This window comes from Streptomyces spororaveus, assembly GCF_016755875.1.
Lineage (GTDB): Bacteria > Actinomycetota > Actinomycetes > Streptomycetales > Streptomycetaceae > Streptomyces > Streptomyces spororaveus.
Window position 1 is genome coordinate 2,550,093 of the sequence record NZ_BNED01000005.1, and the last position, 17,170, is coordinate 2,567,262.

A 17,170-nucleotide genomic window follows, 5' to 3' on the forward strand; every position below is an offset into this window, starting at 1 on the left:
TTCGGCGGCCGGGCGCCCGGCCGGACGGGCACGCCGATCGAGTCCGGCCGGTCATCGTACGGTCATACCGTCCAGGAGGGTTCGAGGTCGACGACATCCCCGGTGAGGGCCTCGACGTCGGCCTGGATCTGGGCGCGCAGGGAGAGCCGCTCGACCCGCTCCTGGCGGTACTTGCCGTGCTCGGCGGCGGCATGCCACATCGAGAGCACCAGGAACTCCCGGCCCGGCGCCTCCCCGAAGAGGCCGCGGACCATCCCGGGCGAGCCCGCCATCGCCGGATTCCACACCTTCTCCTGCATGAGGGCGAAGTGGTCGACCCGGCCCTCCCGGACCCGCGTGTGCGCGACCCGTACGACGTCCGCATCGGTGAAGCGCGGCTCGAAACCGGTCTTCACGTCGAAGCGGTGGTCGAAGAGGGTGACCCGCAGATCGGTGTAGGTGCCGTTCTGGGAGGCGGCCAGCCGGTCGTGCGAGCGCGCCATGAAGGAGTCGTAGAAGGACCGGCTCTCCCAGAACGCGAAGACATGCGCGACCCCCTGCCGGCCCCGGCTCCAGCCGCCGCCCTGCCCCCGGAATCCCGGCTCACCCGGCAGCCCCGCCCATTTTCGCTGCCCGCGCTCGAACCCGCGTCGGTCCGTCACCGTGCAGCGAATCCACTTGACCAGCACGGCGCCATCGTACGGGCCAGGCGCGGCCCCGGTCAGTCCTCGGCGCGGTGGATCCGCACCAGTTCCGCCGCATCCCGATCGGGCAGCCGAAGCCCGAACTCCCGGTCGAGCACGCCGAGCAGCCCGTCCGGGCCGACGATTTCCGGCTCGGCCCGGCCGTCGGGGTGCAGCCGGGTGAGTTCCCGTCCGACGAGCGCCCGGCGGACGCCGTCGCCCGGGAGGTGGACGATGAGCCGCCCGGCGAAGGAGGAGGCGGGATGGGTGGAGCTGTAGTGGTTGAGCACGACGTAGTCGACGGGGAGATAGGGCTGCGGGGAGAAGGCGTACAGGTCCCGCCAGTCGTCGCCGCGCAGCATGCACAGCGTGAGGACGCCGTCCTCATCCTCGCGGACGCGGTACGACCACTCGCCCTGCCGCACCTCGGCTCCCGGGCGTCCCAGCGGCACCGGCTCGCGGGGACCCTGGAAGCCGAACCCCGTGTCGCACAGCCACGGTTCACCCTCGACGGTGACGACGAGGACGGCGTGCGTCACCGCGAGGACGGCGTCCCCGCGGGTGCGGTTGCGGGCACCGCGCCCGGAGACCTCGAAGCCGATCCGCTCCAGGGCGGCGGCCAGCAGCGAGTTCTGCTCGTAGCAGTAGCCGCCGCGGCGGCCGTGCACGAGCTTGTCCTCGATCGACTTGAGGTCCAGCGCGACGGGGCGGCCGAGCAGGACGTCCAGGCTCTCGAAGGGGATGGCGGCGGTGTGGGCGCGTTGCACTGCTTTCAACGTACTCAGGTCCGGACGGAGTTCCCCGCCGGGACCGCGTTCACCCTGATATCCGATCCGCGCCAGGTACGCGTCCAGGTCCAGCTCGTCACCGCTCCACATGACTGACCATCTCCCCGTTCTCCCCGCCTCGTCGGCCGTATCGCGGCCGTGGAAATCCGCGGGCGCGCGGTCACACGCGCCCAGCACAATGATCACCATGACGGCCCTGCACTCCAACCCCCCTTTTCCACCGCCTCGCCGACGCCGAGAGCGTCCGTGCCGCCTACCGCGAGCTGGTCGACCTCCACGGCATCGACGCGATCGTCCTGGTGGACGGCGGCACGGACATCCTGATGCGCGGTGACGAAGCGGGCCTCGGCACACCCGAGGAGGACCTCACCAGCGTCGCGGCACTGGCCGCCCTGGACGACGTGCCGGAGCGCCTCGTCGTGTCGGTGGGCTCCGGGGTGGACGCCTACCACGGGGTCAGCCACGGCCTGGTGCTGGAGAACATCGCGGCGCTGGAGCGCGCGGGCGCCTACCTCGGCGCGTTCTCCCTACCTCGAGCCACCAGGGAGGGCGCGCTCTTCCTGGACGCCGTGGCGGATGCCCAGGAGCAGACCCCGGACCGGCCCAGCATCGTGAACGGGTCGATCGCCGCGGCCGTCCGGGGATCCTTCGGCGACGTGCAGTTCACCAGCCGCACGCGGGGCAGCGAGCTCTTCGTGAACCCGCTGATGTCACTGTGCTTCGCCTTCGACCTGCCGGGCCTGGCCGCGCGCTGCCTCTACCTGGACCGCATCGAGGACACCCACCTGATGCGCCAGGTCCATTCCCGGATCGCCGAATTCCGCGAGGAGCTCATCACCCGACCGGCCCGCCGCATCCCCCACTGACGCACCCGCTCCCGTACCCGCCCCGGGGGTGCCCGCGCGGTGCGGCCCGTGCGGCCCGTGCGATCCGTGGAAGACGTTGCGCTCCGTGGCACGCCGGCCCGGGTGGCGCCGTTCCTCCGCCGGGTAGCCGACCGAAACCAACAGAGCGATGGCCAGATCGTCACGGCCGTCGATCCCGAGCACCTGCTTCACCCTGGCCTCGTCCCAACCGTTCATGGGCGAGGTCGCCAGACCCATCTCCGTGGCGGCGAGCATCAGGAACGAGGCCGCGATCATGGCGTCCTTGACCGCGTACTCCCGAAGCAGACCTCGCCGGTCGAGATCCTCCTGGAAGGCCGTCGACGCGGCCGAGAACATCGCGATGAACTCGTCGGTCCATGCTCCGCTGCGCCGCGCCTGCTCATGGACGTCGCTGTGGTCGTCGCGCCAGGACTGCGGCTCGGCGACGAAGACCAGTACGACCGGGGCCTCTTGGGGCTGGGGCTGGCCTCCGGTGGCCCATGCCAGCCCCGCGAGGCCCTCCTCTCCGGAGACCACGACGATCGACCGGTCCTGCAGGTTCCAGCTGGTGGGGGCCTCGACCGCGAGGTCGAGGAGCGCTTCGAGCATGCCCGGAGGAATCGGGTCGGGCCGGTAGTGGCGGACGGTACGGCGGGTGCGGATCGCTTCTGCGACAGACATCGTGTGGCTCGTCATGCACTCACTATTGGAGAGTGACTCTCCAACGGGAAGTAGGCACTTTTTTGTGCGCTACTCTCCCGGCATGAAGACCATGGTGGAAGCATCCGGACTACCCGCCGACGTCTACTCCGCGAAGTGCCCGACGCGCCAGGTCCTCGACCACATCTCCGGCAAGTGGACGATCCTCGTCGTGGACGCCCTCCTCGAAGGGACCCTGCGGTACACCGGCTTGATGCGGCGCATCGAGGGTGTCTCACAGAAGATGCTCACCCAGACGCTGCGCGGCCTGGAGGCCGACGGGTTCGTCACCCGCACCGTGTACCCCACCATCCCGCCCCGGGTCGAATACGACCTGACGGAGCTCGGACGGAGCCTGGCGGAGCCGATCACCGCGCTCCGCCAGTGGACCGAAACCCATATCAACGAGATCGAGCGGGCCCGGGCCCGGAGCACCTCGGAGGCGGCGGAAGCCACCTGAGCGGTGGCATCGGACGCAACGGGCCAAGACGCCGACGGGGAGCCGGCATGGCGCCGACTCCCCGCTTCGGCCAGGCGCATCACGCCCGGCGGGTGCCTATTTTCAGCTGCAGCCGCTCGTCGAGCCGCAGCCCTCGCAGATGTAGCAGGAGCCGGCGCGCTGCATCTTCGTACCGCAGGAGAAGCAGAGCGGGGCGTCGGCGGAGACGCCGAGCTGCATCTCGACCAGTTCGGCGTTGCTGTGCGCCGTCTTCGGGGTCGGGAGGGACACGGCCGCGACCGGCTTCGGGGCCGCCGGGACCGCGGCCAGCGGGGTCGCCTGCATCAGGGACTCGGTGTCCAGCTCGTCCTCAAGAGGCTCGTAGGAACCGGTGTCCAGGTGACGCTGGCGCTCCTCGGCCGTGTGGATGCCGAGGGCCGAGCGGGTCTCGAAGGGCAGGAAGTCCAGCGCCAGGCGGCGGAAGATGTAGTCGACGATCGACTGCGCCATCCGCACGTCCGGGTCGTCCGTCATACCGGCCGGCTCGAAGCGCATGTTCGTGAACTTCGAGACGTAGGTCTCCAGCGGAACGCCGTACTGCAGACCGACGGAGACGGCGATCGAGAAGGCGTCCATCATGCCCGCGAGGGTCGAACCCTGCTTGGACATCTTCAGGAAGACCTCGCCCAGACCGTCGTCCGGGTAGGAGTTCGCCGTCATATAGCCCTCGGCGCCACCGACCGTGAAGGAGGTGGTGATGCCCGGGCGGCCCTTGGGGAGGCGCTTGCGGACGGGACGGTACTCGATGACCTTCTCGACGGCGGCGCGGATGGTCTCCTCCGTCTTGGCGGTGACCTCCTCCTTCTCCTCCTCCTTCTTCTTGGCGGAGAGGGGCTGGCCGACCTTGCAGTTGTCGCGGTAGATCGCGAGCGCCTTGACGCCCAGCTTCCACGCCTCGAAGTAGATCTCCTCGATCTCCTCGACGGTCGCGGTCTCCGGCATGTTGACCGTCTTCGAGATCGCGCCGGAGATCCAGGGCTGGATCGCGGCCATCATCCGGACGTGGCCCATGGCGGAGATGGAGCGCTCGCCCATGGCGCAGTCGAAGACCTCGTAGTGCTCGGTCTTCAGGCCCGGGGCGTCGACGACCACGCCGTGCTCGGCGATGTGGGAGACGATCGCCTCGATCTGCTCCTCCTGGTAGCCCAGGCGGCGCAGGGCCTGCGGGACGGTGCCGTTGACGATCTGCATCGAGCCGCCGCCGACGAGCTTCTTGAACTTGACCAGGGCCAGGTCCGGCTCGACACCGGTGGTGTCGCAGGACATCGCGAGACCGATGGTGCCGGTCGGCGCGAGGACGGAGGCCTGGGAGTTGCGGAAGCCGTTCTTCTCGCCGAGGCGCAGGACGTCCTGCCAGGCCTCGGTGGCCGCGGCCCAGATGCTGTTGTCCAGGTCGTCGGTGCGCGGTGCGACGGTGTTGGCGTCGGCGTGCTGCTTCATGACGCGCTTGTGGGACTCGGCGTTGCGGGCGTAGCCGTCATAGGGGCCGACGATGGCGGCCAGCTCGGCGGAGCGCTTGTACGCGGTACCGGTCATCAGCGAGGTGATCGACGCGGCGAGGGTGCGGCCGCCGTCGGAGTCGTACGCGTGGCCGGTGGCCATGAGCAGGGCGCCGAGGTTGGCGTAGCCGATGCCCAGCTGGCGGAAGGCGCGGGTGTTGTCGCCGATCTTCTGCGTCGGGAAGTCCGCGAAGCAGATGGAGATGTCCATCGCCGTGATGACGAGCTCGACGACCTTGGCGAACCGCTCGGCGTCGAAGGACTGGTTGCCCTTGCCGTCGTCGTTCAGGAACTTCATCAGGTTGAGCGAGGCGAGGTTGCAGGACGTGTTGTCCAGGTGCATGTACTCGCTGCACGGGTTGGACGCGGTGATGCGGCCGGACTCGGGGCAGGTGTGCCAGTTGTTGATCACACCGTCGTACTGGATGCCCGGGTCGGCGCAGGCCCACGCGGCCTCGGCGAGCTTGCGGAAGAGCGCCTTGGCGTCGACCTTCTCGATGACCTCGCCGGTCATGCGGGCGCGCAGACCGAACTCGGTGCCGTTCTCGACGGCCGTCATGAACTCGTCGTTCACGCGGACGGAGTTGTTGGCGTTCTGGTACTGGACGGACGTGATGTCGTCGCCGCCCAGGTCCATGTCGAAGCCCGCGTCGCGCAGGGCGCGGATCTTCTCCTCCTCCTTCACCTTGGTCTCGATGAAAGCCTCGACGTCGGGGTGGTCCACGTCCAGGACGACCATCTTGGCCGCGCGGCGGGTGGCGCCGCCCGACTTGATCGTTCCCGCGGACGCGTCGGCGCCGCGCATGAAGGAGACCGGACCGGAGGCGTTGCCGCCGGAGGAGAGGAGCTCCTTGGAGGAGCGGATGCGGGAGAGGTTCAGGCCGGCGCCGGAGCCGCCCTTGAAGATCATGCCCTCTTCCTTGTACCAGTCGAGGATCGACTCCATGGAGTCGTCGACGGCCAGGATGAAGCAGGCGGAGACCTGCTGCGGCTGGGGCGTACCGACGTTGAACCACACGGGGGAGTTGAAGCTGAAGATCTGGTGCAGGAGGGCGTAGGTCAGCTCGTGCTCGAAGATCTCGGCGTCGGCGGGCGACGAGAAGTAGTCGAAATCCTCGCCGGCCTTCGTGTACGTCTTCACGATCCGGTCGATCAGCTGCTTCAGACCGGTCTCGCGCTGCGGGGTGCCGACGGCGCCGCGGAAGTACTTGCTGGTGACGATGTTGACCGCGTTCACCGACCAGAAGTCGGGGAACTCGACGCCACGCTGCTCGAAGTTGACCGAGCCGTCACGCCAGTTGGTCATGACGACGTCACGGCGCTCCCAGCTCACCTCGTCGTAAGGGTGCACGCCCGGGGTGGTGTGGATGCGCTCGATACGCAGGCCGCCCTTGGCAGCCTTGGTCCCCTTGGCGCGGGAACCACGTGCCGAGCCGCTCGCCGTCTCTGTCATGCCGCTTCCTCCCATATGCGGGCAAAAACGCCCTAAAGTGCCATCGATATTCCGCGGCACAGTGCTGTGTCTTGTATCTACGTCTCTTCGCCTGGCCGACCGGCCGCGTCACGGCGCGTGAGCGCCGCGGCACGGGGGGTCCGGTCAGTCGGCGGCGGAGGCGGGCACGGGGACCTGGACGGCCACCCCGCACTCGCACTCTTCAGGGTGAGGCCGCGGCTCACGGAGTTCCGCGATGGCGGTCTCGAAGTCTTCAAGGGTGTCGAAAGCTTTGTAAACGGAGGCGAACCGCAGGTACGCGACCAGGTCGAGCTCCTGCAAGGGGCCGAGTATGGCCAGACCCACGTCGTGGGTGGTCAGCTCGGCACTCCCGGTGGCGCGCAGCGCCTCCTCGACCCGCTGGCCGAGCTTGGCGAGGGCGTCCTCGGTGACCGGCCGCCCCTGGCACGCCTTGCGCACGCCGGAGATGACCTTGGAGCGACTGAAGGGTTCCGTCACTCCGCTGCGCTTGATCACCATCAGCGAGGCCGTCTCCACCGTCGTGAAGCGACGGGAGCAGTCGGGGCACTGACGGCGCCTGCGGATCGACGTGCCGTCGTCCGTCGTGCGACTGTCGACGACGCGGCTGTCGGGGTGCCTGCAGAAGGGGCAGTGCATGGTTCCCTCACCCTTCGTTTTGGCACGACCGAATCACCCCACGGAGCCCCTGAACGACGGAGGCGGACTCCGTCGGGGGCTCGTGAAGCAGCCACCAGCATATGCGATACCGAGGCCCCCGGAAGACCCGAGGACCACAACCTCTGGGTGGCAGCGCTCATCCAACCACTAGATCTTGGGTTGCGGCGGATTTGCACGGCTCAGCGTGTCGCAGCGTCCGGTGGGCGGACACGGAGCCTCGCGGTGCCACACTGGGCACAGGCCCGGAAGGCGGCGATCCGACCGGGAAGGGTACCGTAAGCGGCGGACGCCGGGCCGAACCCGCGTTCGGCGAACCGATCACCCATACACCCCTCGATATGCCCACGCAGGACGATCTGCGATTTTTCACTCGAACGTGTGTTTGGCGCAACCTTTCGAAAGCTACTACCGTTGTCCAGCTAGGGAGAACATTTCGAGAGGGGCCGACGTGACCACCACCGCAGACAGTGCCGCCATCACTGCCCAGAACCGCTCCCAGAGCCGACTCGATCCGGTGCATGCCATGAACGACGCAAACCTGAACCCGGATGCGGAGCCCGTAGTACGCCCCGCACGCTCGCTGCCAGGTCGACCTCCAGGCATCCGCGCCGACAGCTCCGGGCTCACGGACCGGCAGCGGAGGGTCATTGAGGTCATTCGCGACTCCGTGCAGCGGCGGGGCTACCCGCCGTCGATGCGGGAGATCGGCCAGGCGGTCGGCCTGTCCAGCACCTCGTCGGTCGCGCACCAGCTGATGGCACTCGAACGCAAGGGCTTCCTCCGCCGCGACCCGCACCGCCCCCGGGCCTACGAGGTGCGCGGCTCCGACCAGCCGAGCTCGCAGCCCACGGACACCACCGGCAAGCCCGCCGCCTCCTACGTTCCCCTGGTCGGCCGGATCGCGGCCGGCGGCCCGATCCTCGCCGAGGAGTCGGTCGAGGACGTCTTCCCGCTCCCCCGGCAGCTCGTCGGCGACGGCGAGCTCTTCGTCCTCAAGGTCGTCGGCGACTCGATGATCGAGGCCGCCATCTGCGACGGCGACTGGGTCACGGTCCGTCGCCAGCCGGTCGCGGAGAACGGCGACATCGTCGCCGCGATGCTCGACGGCGAGGCCACCGTCAAGCGCTTCAAGCGCGAGGACGGCCACGTCTGGCTCCTCCCGCACAACGCCGCCTACCAGCCGATCCCCGGCGACGAGGCGACCATCCTCGGCAAGGTCGTCGCGGTACTGCGCCGGGTCTGACCCCGTCGCCCCCATTCAGCCCCCGGGACCCACTGCGCCGGTTCCGGGGGTTGTTCCATGCCCCGAAACCGGCGGACCGGCGGATTCACGGCCTACTTGCCGTCGGCCTTGGCCGTCGCGTCGATCGCCGCCAGGGAACGGCGGGCCTGGTTGCGGTCCGTGGTGTACCAGAAGTCCGGCAGCGTGGCCCGCAGGAAGCTCCCGTACCGGGCCGTCGCCAGCCGGGGGTCCAGGACCGCGACGACACCCCGGTCACCCGAGGCCCGTACGAGACGGCCCGCGCCCTGTGCCATCAGCAGCGCGGCGTGCGTCGCCGCGACGGCCATGAAGCCGTTGCCGCCGTGCTCCTCGACCGACTTCTGGCGGGCGCTCATCAGCGGGTCGTCCGGGCGCGGGAACGGGATCCGGTCCATGACCACGAGCTGACAGCTGGGGCCGGGCACGTCCACGCCCTGCCAGAGCGACAGCGTCCCGAACAGGCAGGTCTTGGGGTCCGCGGCGAAAGCCTTGATCAGCTCACCGAGGGTTTCCTCGCCCTGGAGCAGGATCGGGTTGTCGAGCCGGCCGCGCAGTTCCTCCGCGGCCGCCTTGGCACCGCGCATGGAGGAGAAGAGGCCGAGGGTACGGCCGCCGGCCGCCTCGATCAGCTCGGCGAGCTCGTCCATCATGTCGCCGCGGGTCCCCTCCCGGCCCGGCGTGGCCAGGTGCTTGGCGACGTAGAGGATGCCCTGCTTGGGGTAGTCGAAGGGCGAGCCGACGTCGAGGCCCCGCCATACGGGTACGTCGTCTCCCTCGACGCCCTCGGGGGACAGCCCCAGCGAGCCCGCGACCCCGTTGAAGTCGCCGCCCAGCTTGAGGGTGGCGGAGGTCAGCACCACGGAGCGCTCCGCGAACAGCTTCTCGCGCAGCAGACCGGACACCGACAGGGGGGCGACCCGGAGGGTGGCGCCGAAGCGGTCGTGCCGCTCGTACCAGACGACGTCGTACTCGGAGCCGTTGGTGATCCGCTCCGCCACGCCGTGGATGCTCTCCACGGCGGCCAGCGCCTGCTTGCGCACCGCGTCCTCGTCGTGGACGGACTTGTCCCGGGTCGCTCCGATCGCCGAGATCACGTTGCGCGCGGCGTCCCTCAGGGACATCAGCGCGTAGCCGAGATCCTCGGGGATCTGCTCCAGCCGGCCGGGGAGCGCCAGCTCCATGACCCGCTCGAAGCTTTCCGAGGCGGTCTGCAGGGCGTCCGCGGTCTTCTCGTCGACCAGCTTGGCGGCACGCTTCACGGCCCGGTTGACCTGCCCGGGGGTGAGCTCACCGGTGGCGACCCCGGTCACCCGGGAGACCAGCTCATGGGCCTCGTCGACGATCAGCACCTCGTGCTGCGGCAGCACGGGGGCGCCCTCGATGGCATCGATGGCGAGCAGTGCGTGGTTGGTGACGACCACGTCCGCGAGCTTGGCCCGCTCACGCGCGGCCTCCGCGAAGCACTCGGCGCCGTACGCGCACTTCGTCGCGCCGAGGCACTCGCGGGAGGAGACGGAGATCTGCGACCAGGCCTTGTCCGAGACGCCCGGGGTCAGGTCGTCGCGGTCACCGGTCTCCGTCTCGTCGGCCCAGTCGCGCATGCGCAGCAGGTCCTGGCCGAGCTTGCTGGTGGGCGCGGCCGCCTCGAACTGGTCGAAGAGGCCGTCCTCCTCGTCCTGCGGAGCACCCTCGTGCAGGCGGTGCAGGCACAGGTAGTTGGACCGGCCCTTGAGCATGGCGAACTGGGGGCGGCGGCGCAGCTGCGGGTGCAGTGCCTCCACCGTCCGGGGCAGATCGCGCTCGACGAGCTGCCGCTGCAGGGCGAGCGTCGCCGTGGCGACGACCACGCGCTCGCCGTGGGCGAGGGCCGGCACCAGGTAGCCGAGGGACTTACCGGTGCCGGTGCCGGCCTGGATCAGCCGGTGGGAGTTGTCGTCGATCGCTTCGGCGACGGCTTCGGCCATGGCCACCTGGCCGGGGCGCTCCGTGCCGCCGACGGCGGAGACGGCGGCGTGCAGCAGGTCGGGGAGGGAGGGCTTCGTCATAGCACTGCCAACCCTACGGGGCCGCACCGACAACGGACGCACCGGCGAGTGATCACGGCCGGTACAAGGGGTTCGGTACGGTGCCGTGCTGCACGGCGTGCGGGCGGTCGGGGCGGTCTCGGTAGCCGTCCTCGTAGAGCCGGTTGCGGTTCAGGCAGAGCCGTCCGATGCGTTCGCCGAGCAGGTCGAAGAGCTCGTAGCGCTCCTTGAGCTCCGGGAAGCGGGCCTGGTGGCGCAGGATCTCCGCCCGCACGAGCGACCAGAACTCGCTCTCCGGGACACCGAGGCCGTCCTCGCACAGGGCCGAGAGGTAGCGGAACACGCCGACGAACAGCCCGGAGTGGATGAACTGGGGGAGGAAGTCGGCCGGCTCGGTGAGCAGGACCGCCCGCACCTCGTCGGGCAGGGACTCCAGCTCCGGCAGCGGTTCGTCACTGATGTTGACGTCGTCCACGAAGTCCTTGACCGCGAGCCGGACCGGGACGTCGTGCTCGTCGAAGATCACGATGGTGTTCTCGCCGTGCGGGGAGAAGACGGTCCCGTAGCGGTAGAGGAAGTGGAGCAGTGGGGGCAGGAGGGCGGCGAAGAGGCGCTGCAGCCAGACGGCCGGGGCCAGCCCGGACCTGGCGACCAGCTCGGCGGTGAAGGAGCGGCCGCGCGGGTCGGTGTGCAGGAGGGAGGCGAGGGTGCGGGCGCGCTCGCCGGGGGCGAGCAGGCCGGTGAGGGGCTCGCGCCAGATCGCGCCGAGGAGCTCCTTGTACTGGTAGGGGACCTCGGGCAGCTCGTCGTAGACGGGGTGGCGGACGGTGACGGAGGCGACCTCGCCGAGCAGGACGACCCGGCACTCGTCGCGGAGGAAGGGGTCGCCGTCGCGGAGGGAGTGGATCCAGGCGGTGACGGCGGGGGCCGCGAGCGTGAGGTCGCCGGGCAGGCCGCGCCAGACCATGGTGTTGAAGACGGAGAGCGGGAGTTTGACGCTGTGCCGGTCGGGCCGGCTGACGTTGAGGAAGGTGCGGACGGACTGCTGCGGGAGACGCACGTCGGGGTCGGCCGGCAGCGGTACCAGGGCGCAGGAGGCGAGCGCCGGGGCGAAGAGGGGGAGGACGACCTCGTCCCACTGCCAGGGGTGGACCGGCAGGTAGAGATAGTGGAGCGGGTCGAGGCCGCGGTCGCGCAGGGACCGGTCGAAGGCGGCCCGGGTGACGGGGTCGAGCTCGGCGGTGTAGAGGCGGGCGGGGTCTTCCAGGCCGGCGGTTCCCCGGTAGGTGGCGAGCGAGGTGTGGGCGGCGAGCCAGGGCAGCCGCTGGCGGGTGCGGGCCTCGGGTGCCCAGGCCGCGGTGTCGGAGGCGGAGAGTCCGAGGCGTCCCTTGTTGGGGACGAGCCAGGGGTGGCCGGTCTGGTGGCCTTCGAGGCCGGCGTAGTCGAGGTCGGCGAGGACGTCGGCGGTGAGTGCGGTGTGGTCGAGCCGGGCGTCGGCGGTGAGGGTGGCGCTGAGCTCGCGGACGAGGTGACCGAGGGTGGGTCCGTCGAGGCCGAGGAGGGTGCGGGCCCGGATGAGGAAGGCGTACGGGTCCCCGAAGGCGGCCGGGCTCCCGAGGTGGCCCGGCACGCCGGGTGAGGGAGGTGAGCCCGGCGCGGGCGCGGGTGGGGTGAGGGTGATGGTGTCCGGGGTGACGTGCCAGCTGCCGTACGAGCGGCGGCGGGCGCGGAAGCCGAGGCTGCTGCCGTCGTCGAGGGTCAGGGTCCAGGCGTCGCCGGCGGCGGCCGGGGTGGGGACGGGCCGGACGATCTCCTCGTAGGCGAACTCGCCGATCATCTTGGCGAGCAGCCGTCGCGCGGCGACGTCCCAGGTCGCGCGGTTGAGTTCGGGTGGGATGCAGGGGTGCTGGGGTGAAGGTGGCACGGCGGGTTCGGCGGCGTCGTGGGCTGCGGGGAAGTTCGGCACGGGACTCCTCGGAGGTCGGGAACTCTGCTCCGCTACGCAGAGTTATCAAAGGGAGAGGTGCGAAGCCGCCGACGACGGGTCGGGGTGTGCGGTGCGGCACTCAGAGGAGATTGCGCAGCACCCGCTCCCGGACCATCAGGGCGGCCCGCTTCTCGGGAAGGTCGATTTCCGCGGAGCAGCGGAAACCGGAGCTCAGGAAGGCCGATACGGAGGGGGTGTTGCGGATGTCCGGTTCCGCGACGACGCGTGTGCAGCGGGGGCGGTTGCCGAGGACCAGGTCGGCCACGGCGCGCAGCAGGGCCGTGCCCAGTCCGCGGCCACGGTTCGTGCCGTCTCCGATGAGCAGGTGGATACCCATGTCGTGGGGGCGCGCCGGGTAGTAGCCGGAGAGCGGGTCGAGGTCGGCCCGGTAGATCTCCCAGTAGCTCATCGGTGTGCCGTCGAGGAGACCGAGGCAGGGGATGCTGCGGCCGTCGCCGTCGAGCTGGGCCCGCAGGTGGGCCGCGGTGACGGCGGCGGGGCCGGCGAGCTCCCAGTAGGCGGCCACCTCGGGATCGTTCATCCAGCCGGTGAGCAGCTCCAGGTCGCGGCCGGGTCGCACGGGTTCGAGGCGGAAGGCGCCGGCGGGTGTGGTGACGCTGCCCCAGATGGCGGGGGAATCGAGCAGGTCGGCCTCGGCGAGCAGGGGCAGCAGGTCCGCGTTGAGGCGCTGTTCGCGCCTGCCGTCGGCGACTTCCAGGAGGCCGGTGGCAGAGCGGGCATCGTGGGCGGAGCCGGTGGCTGCGACCGGGGCCGGGGCTGAGGTGTCGGTGGAGGGCATCGGGGCTCTTCTCCGCGTCGGCGCCGACGCGTCAATCGTGAAGGGGGTTGGTGATGGTGACGTAGACGGACTGGGTGTCGACGGGGCCGACCAGCTCGTCGAGTCCGCCCAGGCGGGTGAGCAGGTTCGCCTTGCAGCGCAGGGTGGGCGAGTCGAGCAGCCGGGCGGGGAGCGGGCCCAGGCCCGTGGCCTTGGCGAGGAAGCGGCGGAAGGCGGCGAGGAGGACGCGTTCGTCCGCGAGCCGCTGGGATCCGAAGGCGCCGATGAGGCCGAGCACGTTGTTGATGCCGAGGTAGTAGGCGAAGCGTTCGTCGGTGACGGCGTCGGAGACGAAGGTGTCGCTGGCGCTTCCGATGCCGGGGAGCCGGTGCTCCAGTTCCGCGCGGCGGGATGCGCGGAAGTAGTAGCCCTGGTTGTCGCGGTAGCGGCCGCCGATGGGCCAGCCGGCCGGGTCGAGGAGCACCAGGGTGTTCTGCTGGTGCGCTTCGAGGGCGATACCGGCGAGGGCGTCGAAGGCGAGGACCGGCAGGACCACGTGGTCGAGGTAGCGCAGGAACCACTCGGCCGCGACGGCGGACGTGGTGTGGCCGGTGGCGGTGGCGAGACCGGTGACGAGTTCCGCGAGGCGGGAACTCATGGTGGTCCGGCCGGGCCAGGGGCGGGGAGCGGTGAGCGCGGCGATGCATACGGGGTCGTCGCCCGAGCGGAAGGGGTTGTGGCGCAGCAGGGCGTCGAGTCCGGGCACGGGGGTCCCGTCCGGGGCGTCCACGGCGACCCAGGCGGGGTCGCGGACGATGTCGAAGGCGGGGTGGGACGCCTGCCACTGCTCGGCGAGGCCGGTGCGGAGCAGCCGGTGCACCTCGACGCCGCGGTGGAGTTCCTTGCGGAGGTTCTCCCGGCGGGAGTTGGTGATGCGCAGGCCCAGGGAGAGCTTGAGCATCGCGGGGGCGCCCGGGCGGTGGACGGTGCGGACGGAGGAGGTGGGGTACCAGGGCTCGCCGTGCGGGCCCAGGTCGTGCAGGAGTCCCGCGTCGAACAGGGCGGTGACGGCGGGGCGCTGGAGGAGGTCGCGGGCCTGCCAGGGGTGCAGGGGAAGGGGGGTGGTGCCGTGGGGCAGGGGGATCCCGGGGGCGAGCCGGCCGAGGAGCTGCGGGGCGGAGACGGGGCGGCCGCTCTCGGTCCAGGCGGATTCGGTCGCGAGAGCCGCGGGTTCGACCGCGAACCAGTGCAGGGGGAAGGAGCCGTGGAGTTCGGGTGAGTAGCGGCGTACCTCGGCCTCGGAGAGTCCTTCGCGGCTCTTCGGGTCGGGCTGGAGGGGGTGTCCGAGGAGGAGTGCCTGTTCGGCGGTGAGGAAGCGGTCCCCTCCGACGGGGGCCGGGGCGGTGGGGCGTTCGCGCCGGTCGGCGATGAATTCGGCGGTGCGGCGGACCGAGTCGGCCACGCGGCCGACGAGGTCGGCGGCGCCGCGGCCGCCGCTCGTGCCCTCACGGGAGATGAGCGCGGCGATGGTGACGGCGTCGAGGGAGGGTGCGGCGGCGGCCGTGCCTTCGAGCCTGACCGCACCGAATCGGTGCCAGCCGGTGTGGGACCAGTGGCGGACCGGGACGATCAGGGCGGCGCCGGAGGCGGGAAGGGGGATGCGCAGGGGGGTTCCGGCGGGGCCGTCGGGGCGGCCGAGACCGGATTCGCGGACCCAGCAGCGGAGCAGGTTCTCCACGGCCGCGGCCTCGGCGGCGGTGGCCGGGTCGGGGTGGTTGAGGAGGTCGGGCAGGGTGGTGGGCTCCAGACGGAGGGGGCTCGTCCATCCGGAACGGGGCCGGGGTGTTCCGTCCTTCTGCCTCGGCACGGTGGCCGTTGCCCCGGCGGGGGCCCCGGTACCGGCTCCGGTGCCGGCTCCGGTGCCGGCCGTGGCCGCCGGCTGACGGAGCTGCTCGGCCGGAGCGCCGGGTGCGCCGGCCGGGCCCGGCCGCGCGTGCTCGGCCGTGGCCCCGTCGGCGTGGGGCAGCGGGCCGCCGGCCGGGGATGGGGCCGGCGCGTCCTCGGCGGGTGCGGGCCGGGCCGGCGGGCCGGCCGCGGGCCCCGAGCCCTGCGCCTCGGGCAGGTCGGGCCGGGGCGCCGGAGAGGGCGGCTGCGCGGCCTCCCGTAGCGGCGCCGCGGCGCCGTACAGCGATGACGGCTGCCCCGGGGCGACGGCCTCGGGGTCCGGGATCGGCTGCGGCGGCGACAGCGGCTGCACCGGTCCCGCCGGTGCGGCGGGCCGGTCGGGAGACGGCGGTTGGGTGTCTGTGATGGGGGTGGACTGGTGCGGGTCTGGCATCGCGGGTCCTCGGGGGTACGGGTCAGTGGGTCCGGCGGGAGGCGGCCGGGATGGCGTCGGCCAGGCGGTCGAGGACCGCCGCGGCCTGCTCGTCGGTCAGGGTCAGCGGGGGCAGGAGGCGGACCACGGCGCCGTGACGGCCGCCGAGTTCGACGATCAGGCCGCGGTCCAGGCATTCCTGGCGGACGGCGGCGGCGAGGGCCGGGGCGGCCGCCCCGGTGTCGGGGTCGACGAGTTCGACGCCGATCATCAGTCCCCGGCCCCGTACCTCCCCGATGCAGGCGTGGCCGCCGGCCAGGCCGCGCAGGGCCGCCAGCATCCTCTCCCCCAGGGTGGCGGCCCGCTCGGCGAGCCGGTTCTCACGGACGAACGCGAGCGTGGCGGTTCCGGCGGCCATGGCGAGCTGGTTGCCGCGGAAGGTGCCCGCGTGCCCGCCGGGGGCCCAGACGTCCAGACCGGCCCGGTACACGATCACGGCGAGCGGCAGACTGCCGCCGATCGCCTTGGAGAGGACCATGACGTCGGGCACCACCCCGGCGTGGTCGACGCCCCAGAAGGCGCCGGTCCGGCCGACACCCGTCTGCACCTCGTCGGCGATCAGCGGGATCCCCCGCGCCGCGGTGATCTCGCGCATCCGCCGCAGCCAGCCGTCCGGGGCGGGGATCACCCCGCCTTCGCCCTGCACGGGCTCGACGATCATTCCGGCGGGGGCGGGCACCCCGCCCTTCGGGTCGTCCAGCAGGTTCTCCGTCCAGCGCGCGGAGAGTTCGGCGCCCTCGGGCCCGCCGACGCCGAACGGGCAGCGGAGGTCCTGCGGGTATGGCAGCCGGGTCACCCGTACTCCGGGGGCGCCCCCCGAGGCGTCCAGGGCCCCGGCCGTCATGCCGTGGTAGGCCCCGGTGAAGGCGAGCAGCCCGGAGCGGCCGGTCGCGGTGCGCACCAGCTTGAGCGCGGCCTCCACGGCATCCGTGCCGGCGGGCCCGCAGAACTGGATGCGCGCGTCGGCGGCCAGCTCGGGCGGCAGGTTGGCGAAGAGCTCGGTGGTGAAGTCGTCCTTGACCGGGGTCGCGAGGTCCAGCACGTGCAGCGGTGCACCCGAGTCGAGGACGCCCCGGATGGCTTCGAGCACCACCGGGTGGTTGTGCCCGAGGGCGAGCGAGCCGGCGCCGGAGAGGCAGTCGAGGTAACGCCGCCCGTCGGCGCCCTCGATGGTCAGCCCGCGGGCCCGCACGGGGACGATGGGCAGCGAGCGCGCGTACGTCCGGGCGGCGGACTCCCGCTGCGCCTGCCTGCGCAGGATGCCCTCGGGGGCGAGGGGACCCCCCGGCCCGTCGCCTGCGTCCGGGCCGTGCGGCACGTGTCGGCCGTGCGGACCGGGCTCCCGGCTTCCCTGCGTCGGCACTTGAAGCGGGATCTCTGTCGCGGCCGCCGCCGCGGCCGGCTCGGTGACAGCCACGAGTGTCGGTCCTCCCGCAGTGATTGCTCTTCCGGATTGCGTCTCGAACATGAACGCTGCTCCCCCATCCCCCGTACGTACCAACGACGGTGACGGCGACGGATCACGGGTTGACTCAAGATCCTTGTCACGCAAGGCAAAGAGGGCCAGGAACCGCGGCCCCGGCCTGTGTCGTCCTCGGC

General features: G+C 71.4%; 11 protein-coding genes and 2 pseudogenes. 3 read left to right on the top strand and 10 right to left on the bottom strand.

The annotated features are described in order from the left end of the window. Positions 1-62 precede the first annotated feature (62 nt). Together Sspor_RS13615 and Sspor_RS13620 are read right to left on the bottom strand one after the other, a co-directional pair. The gene (locus Sspor_RS13615) at positions 63-668 is read right to left on the bottom strand and encodes a YdbC family protein (protein WP_030008846.1); all 606 of its coding nucleotides are present in this window, start codon (positions 666-668) and stop codon (positions 63-65) included. A gap of 32 nt (positions 669-700) precedes the next feature. After that, positions 701-1,540, bottom strand: a complete 840-nt coding sequence (locus Sspor_RS13620) for an arylamine N-acetyltransferase family protein (RefSeq protein WP_202199384.1) — start codon at positions 1,538-1,540, stop codon at positions 701-703. A gap of 152 nt (positions 1,541-1,692) precedes the next feature. Between Sspor_RS13620 and Sspor_RS13625 the strand changes: the two are divergent. Beyond that, positions 1,693-2,316, top strand: a pseudogene (locus Sspor_RS13625) (DUF1152 domain-containing protein); the annotation flags it as partial. A 135-nt stretch (positions 2,317-2,451) separates the two neighbouring features. Here the strand turns inward: Sspor_RS13625 and Sspor_RS13630 are convergent. Continuing rightward, positions 2,452-3,012 (bottom strand): annotated as a pseudogene (locus Sspor_RS13630) (nitroreductase family protein); the annotation flags it as partial. Positions 3,013-3,079: 67 nt separating this feature from the next. Between Sspor_RS13630 and Sspor_RS13635 the strand changes: the two are divergent. Then, positions 3,080-3,475, top strand: coding sequence for a winged helix-turn-helix transcriptional regulator (locus tag Sspor_RS13635; RefSeq protein ID WP_202199385.1), 396 nt, complete (start codon positions 3,080-3,082; stop codon positions 3,473-3,475). Between the two features lie 102 nt (positions 3,476-3,577). Here the strand turns inward: Sspor_RS13635 and Sspor_RS13640 are convergent, their stop codons facing one another. Together Sspor_RS13640 and nrdR are read right to left on the bottom strand one after the other, a co-directional pair. Beyond that, positions 3,578-6,466: a vitamin B12-dependent ribonucleotide reductase gene (locus Sspor_RS13640; RefSeq protein WP_202199386.1), complete on the bottom strand. Its 2,889-nt coding sequence runs from the start codon at positions 6,464-6,466 to the stop codon at positions 3,578-3,580. Positions 6,467-6,610: 144 nt separating this feature from the next. Further along, positions 6,611-7,123 carry a transcriptional regulator NrdR gene (nrdR, locus tag Sspor_RS13645; protein ID WP_202199387.1) on the bottom strand — a complete coding sequence of 171 codons (513 nt, stop codon included), beginning with the start codon at positions 7,121-7,123 and terminating at the stop codon, positions 6,611-6,613. Between the two features lie 469 nt (positions 7,124-7,592). Here nrdR and lexA point away from each other — a divergent pair, with 469 nt between their 5' ends. Next, complete coding sequence (gene lexA / locus Sspor_RS13650; RefSeq protein ID WP_202199388.1) at positions 7,593-8,387, top strand: transcriptional repressor LexA; 795 nt, start codon at positions 7,593-7,595, stop codon at positions 8,385-8,387. A gap of 92 nt (positions 8,388-8,479) precedes the next feature. Here lexA and Sspor_RS13655 read toward each other — a convergent pair whose 3' ends face one another. From Sspor_RS13655 to Sspor_RS13675, 5 genes are all read right to left on the bottom strand, one after another. Further along, on the bottom strand, positions 8,480-10,450 hold the full coding sequence (locus Sspor_RS13655) for an ATP-dependent DNA helicase (RefSeq protein ID WP_202199389.1): 1,971 nt from the start codon (positions 10,448-10,450) through the stop codon (positions 8,480-8,482). A 52-nt stretch (positions 10,451-10,502) separates the two neighbouring features. Next, entirely contained in the window at positions 10,503-12,395 is a 1,893-nt protein-coding gene (locus tag Sspor_RS13660; RefSeq protein WP_202199390.1) for an IucA/IucC family protein, read from the bottom strand. Between the two features lie 100 nt (positions 12,396-12,495). Beyond that, positions 12,496-13,215 carry a GNAT family N-acetyltransferase gene (locus Sspor_RS13665; RefSeq protein ID WP_202199391.1) on the bottom strand — a complete coding sequence of 240 codons (720 nt, stop codon included), beginning with the start codon at positions 13,213-13,215 and terminating at the stop codon, positions 12,496-12,498. Between the two features lie 31 nt (positions 13,216-13,246). Further along, on the bottom strand, positions 13,247-15,532 hold the full coding sequence (locus Sspor_RS13670; RefSeq protein ID WP_202199392.1) for an IucA/IucC family protein: 2,286 nt from the start codon (positions 15,530-15,532) through the stop codon (positions 13,247-13,249). Between the two features lie 22 nt (positions 15,533-15,554). Next, on the bottom strand, positions 15,555-17,039 hold the full coding sequence (locus Sspor_RS13675; RefSeq protein ID WP_237403858.1) for a diaminobutyrate--2-oxoglutarate transaminase family protein: 1,485 nt from the start codon (positions 17,037-17,039) through the stop codon (positions 15,555-15,557). Positions 17,040-17,170: the final 131 nt, after the last annotated feature.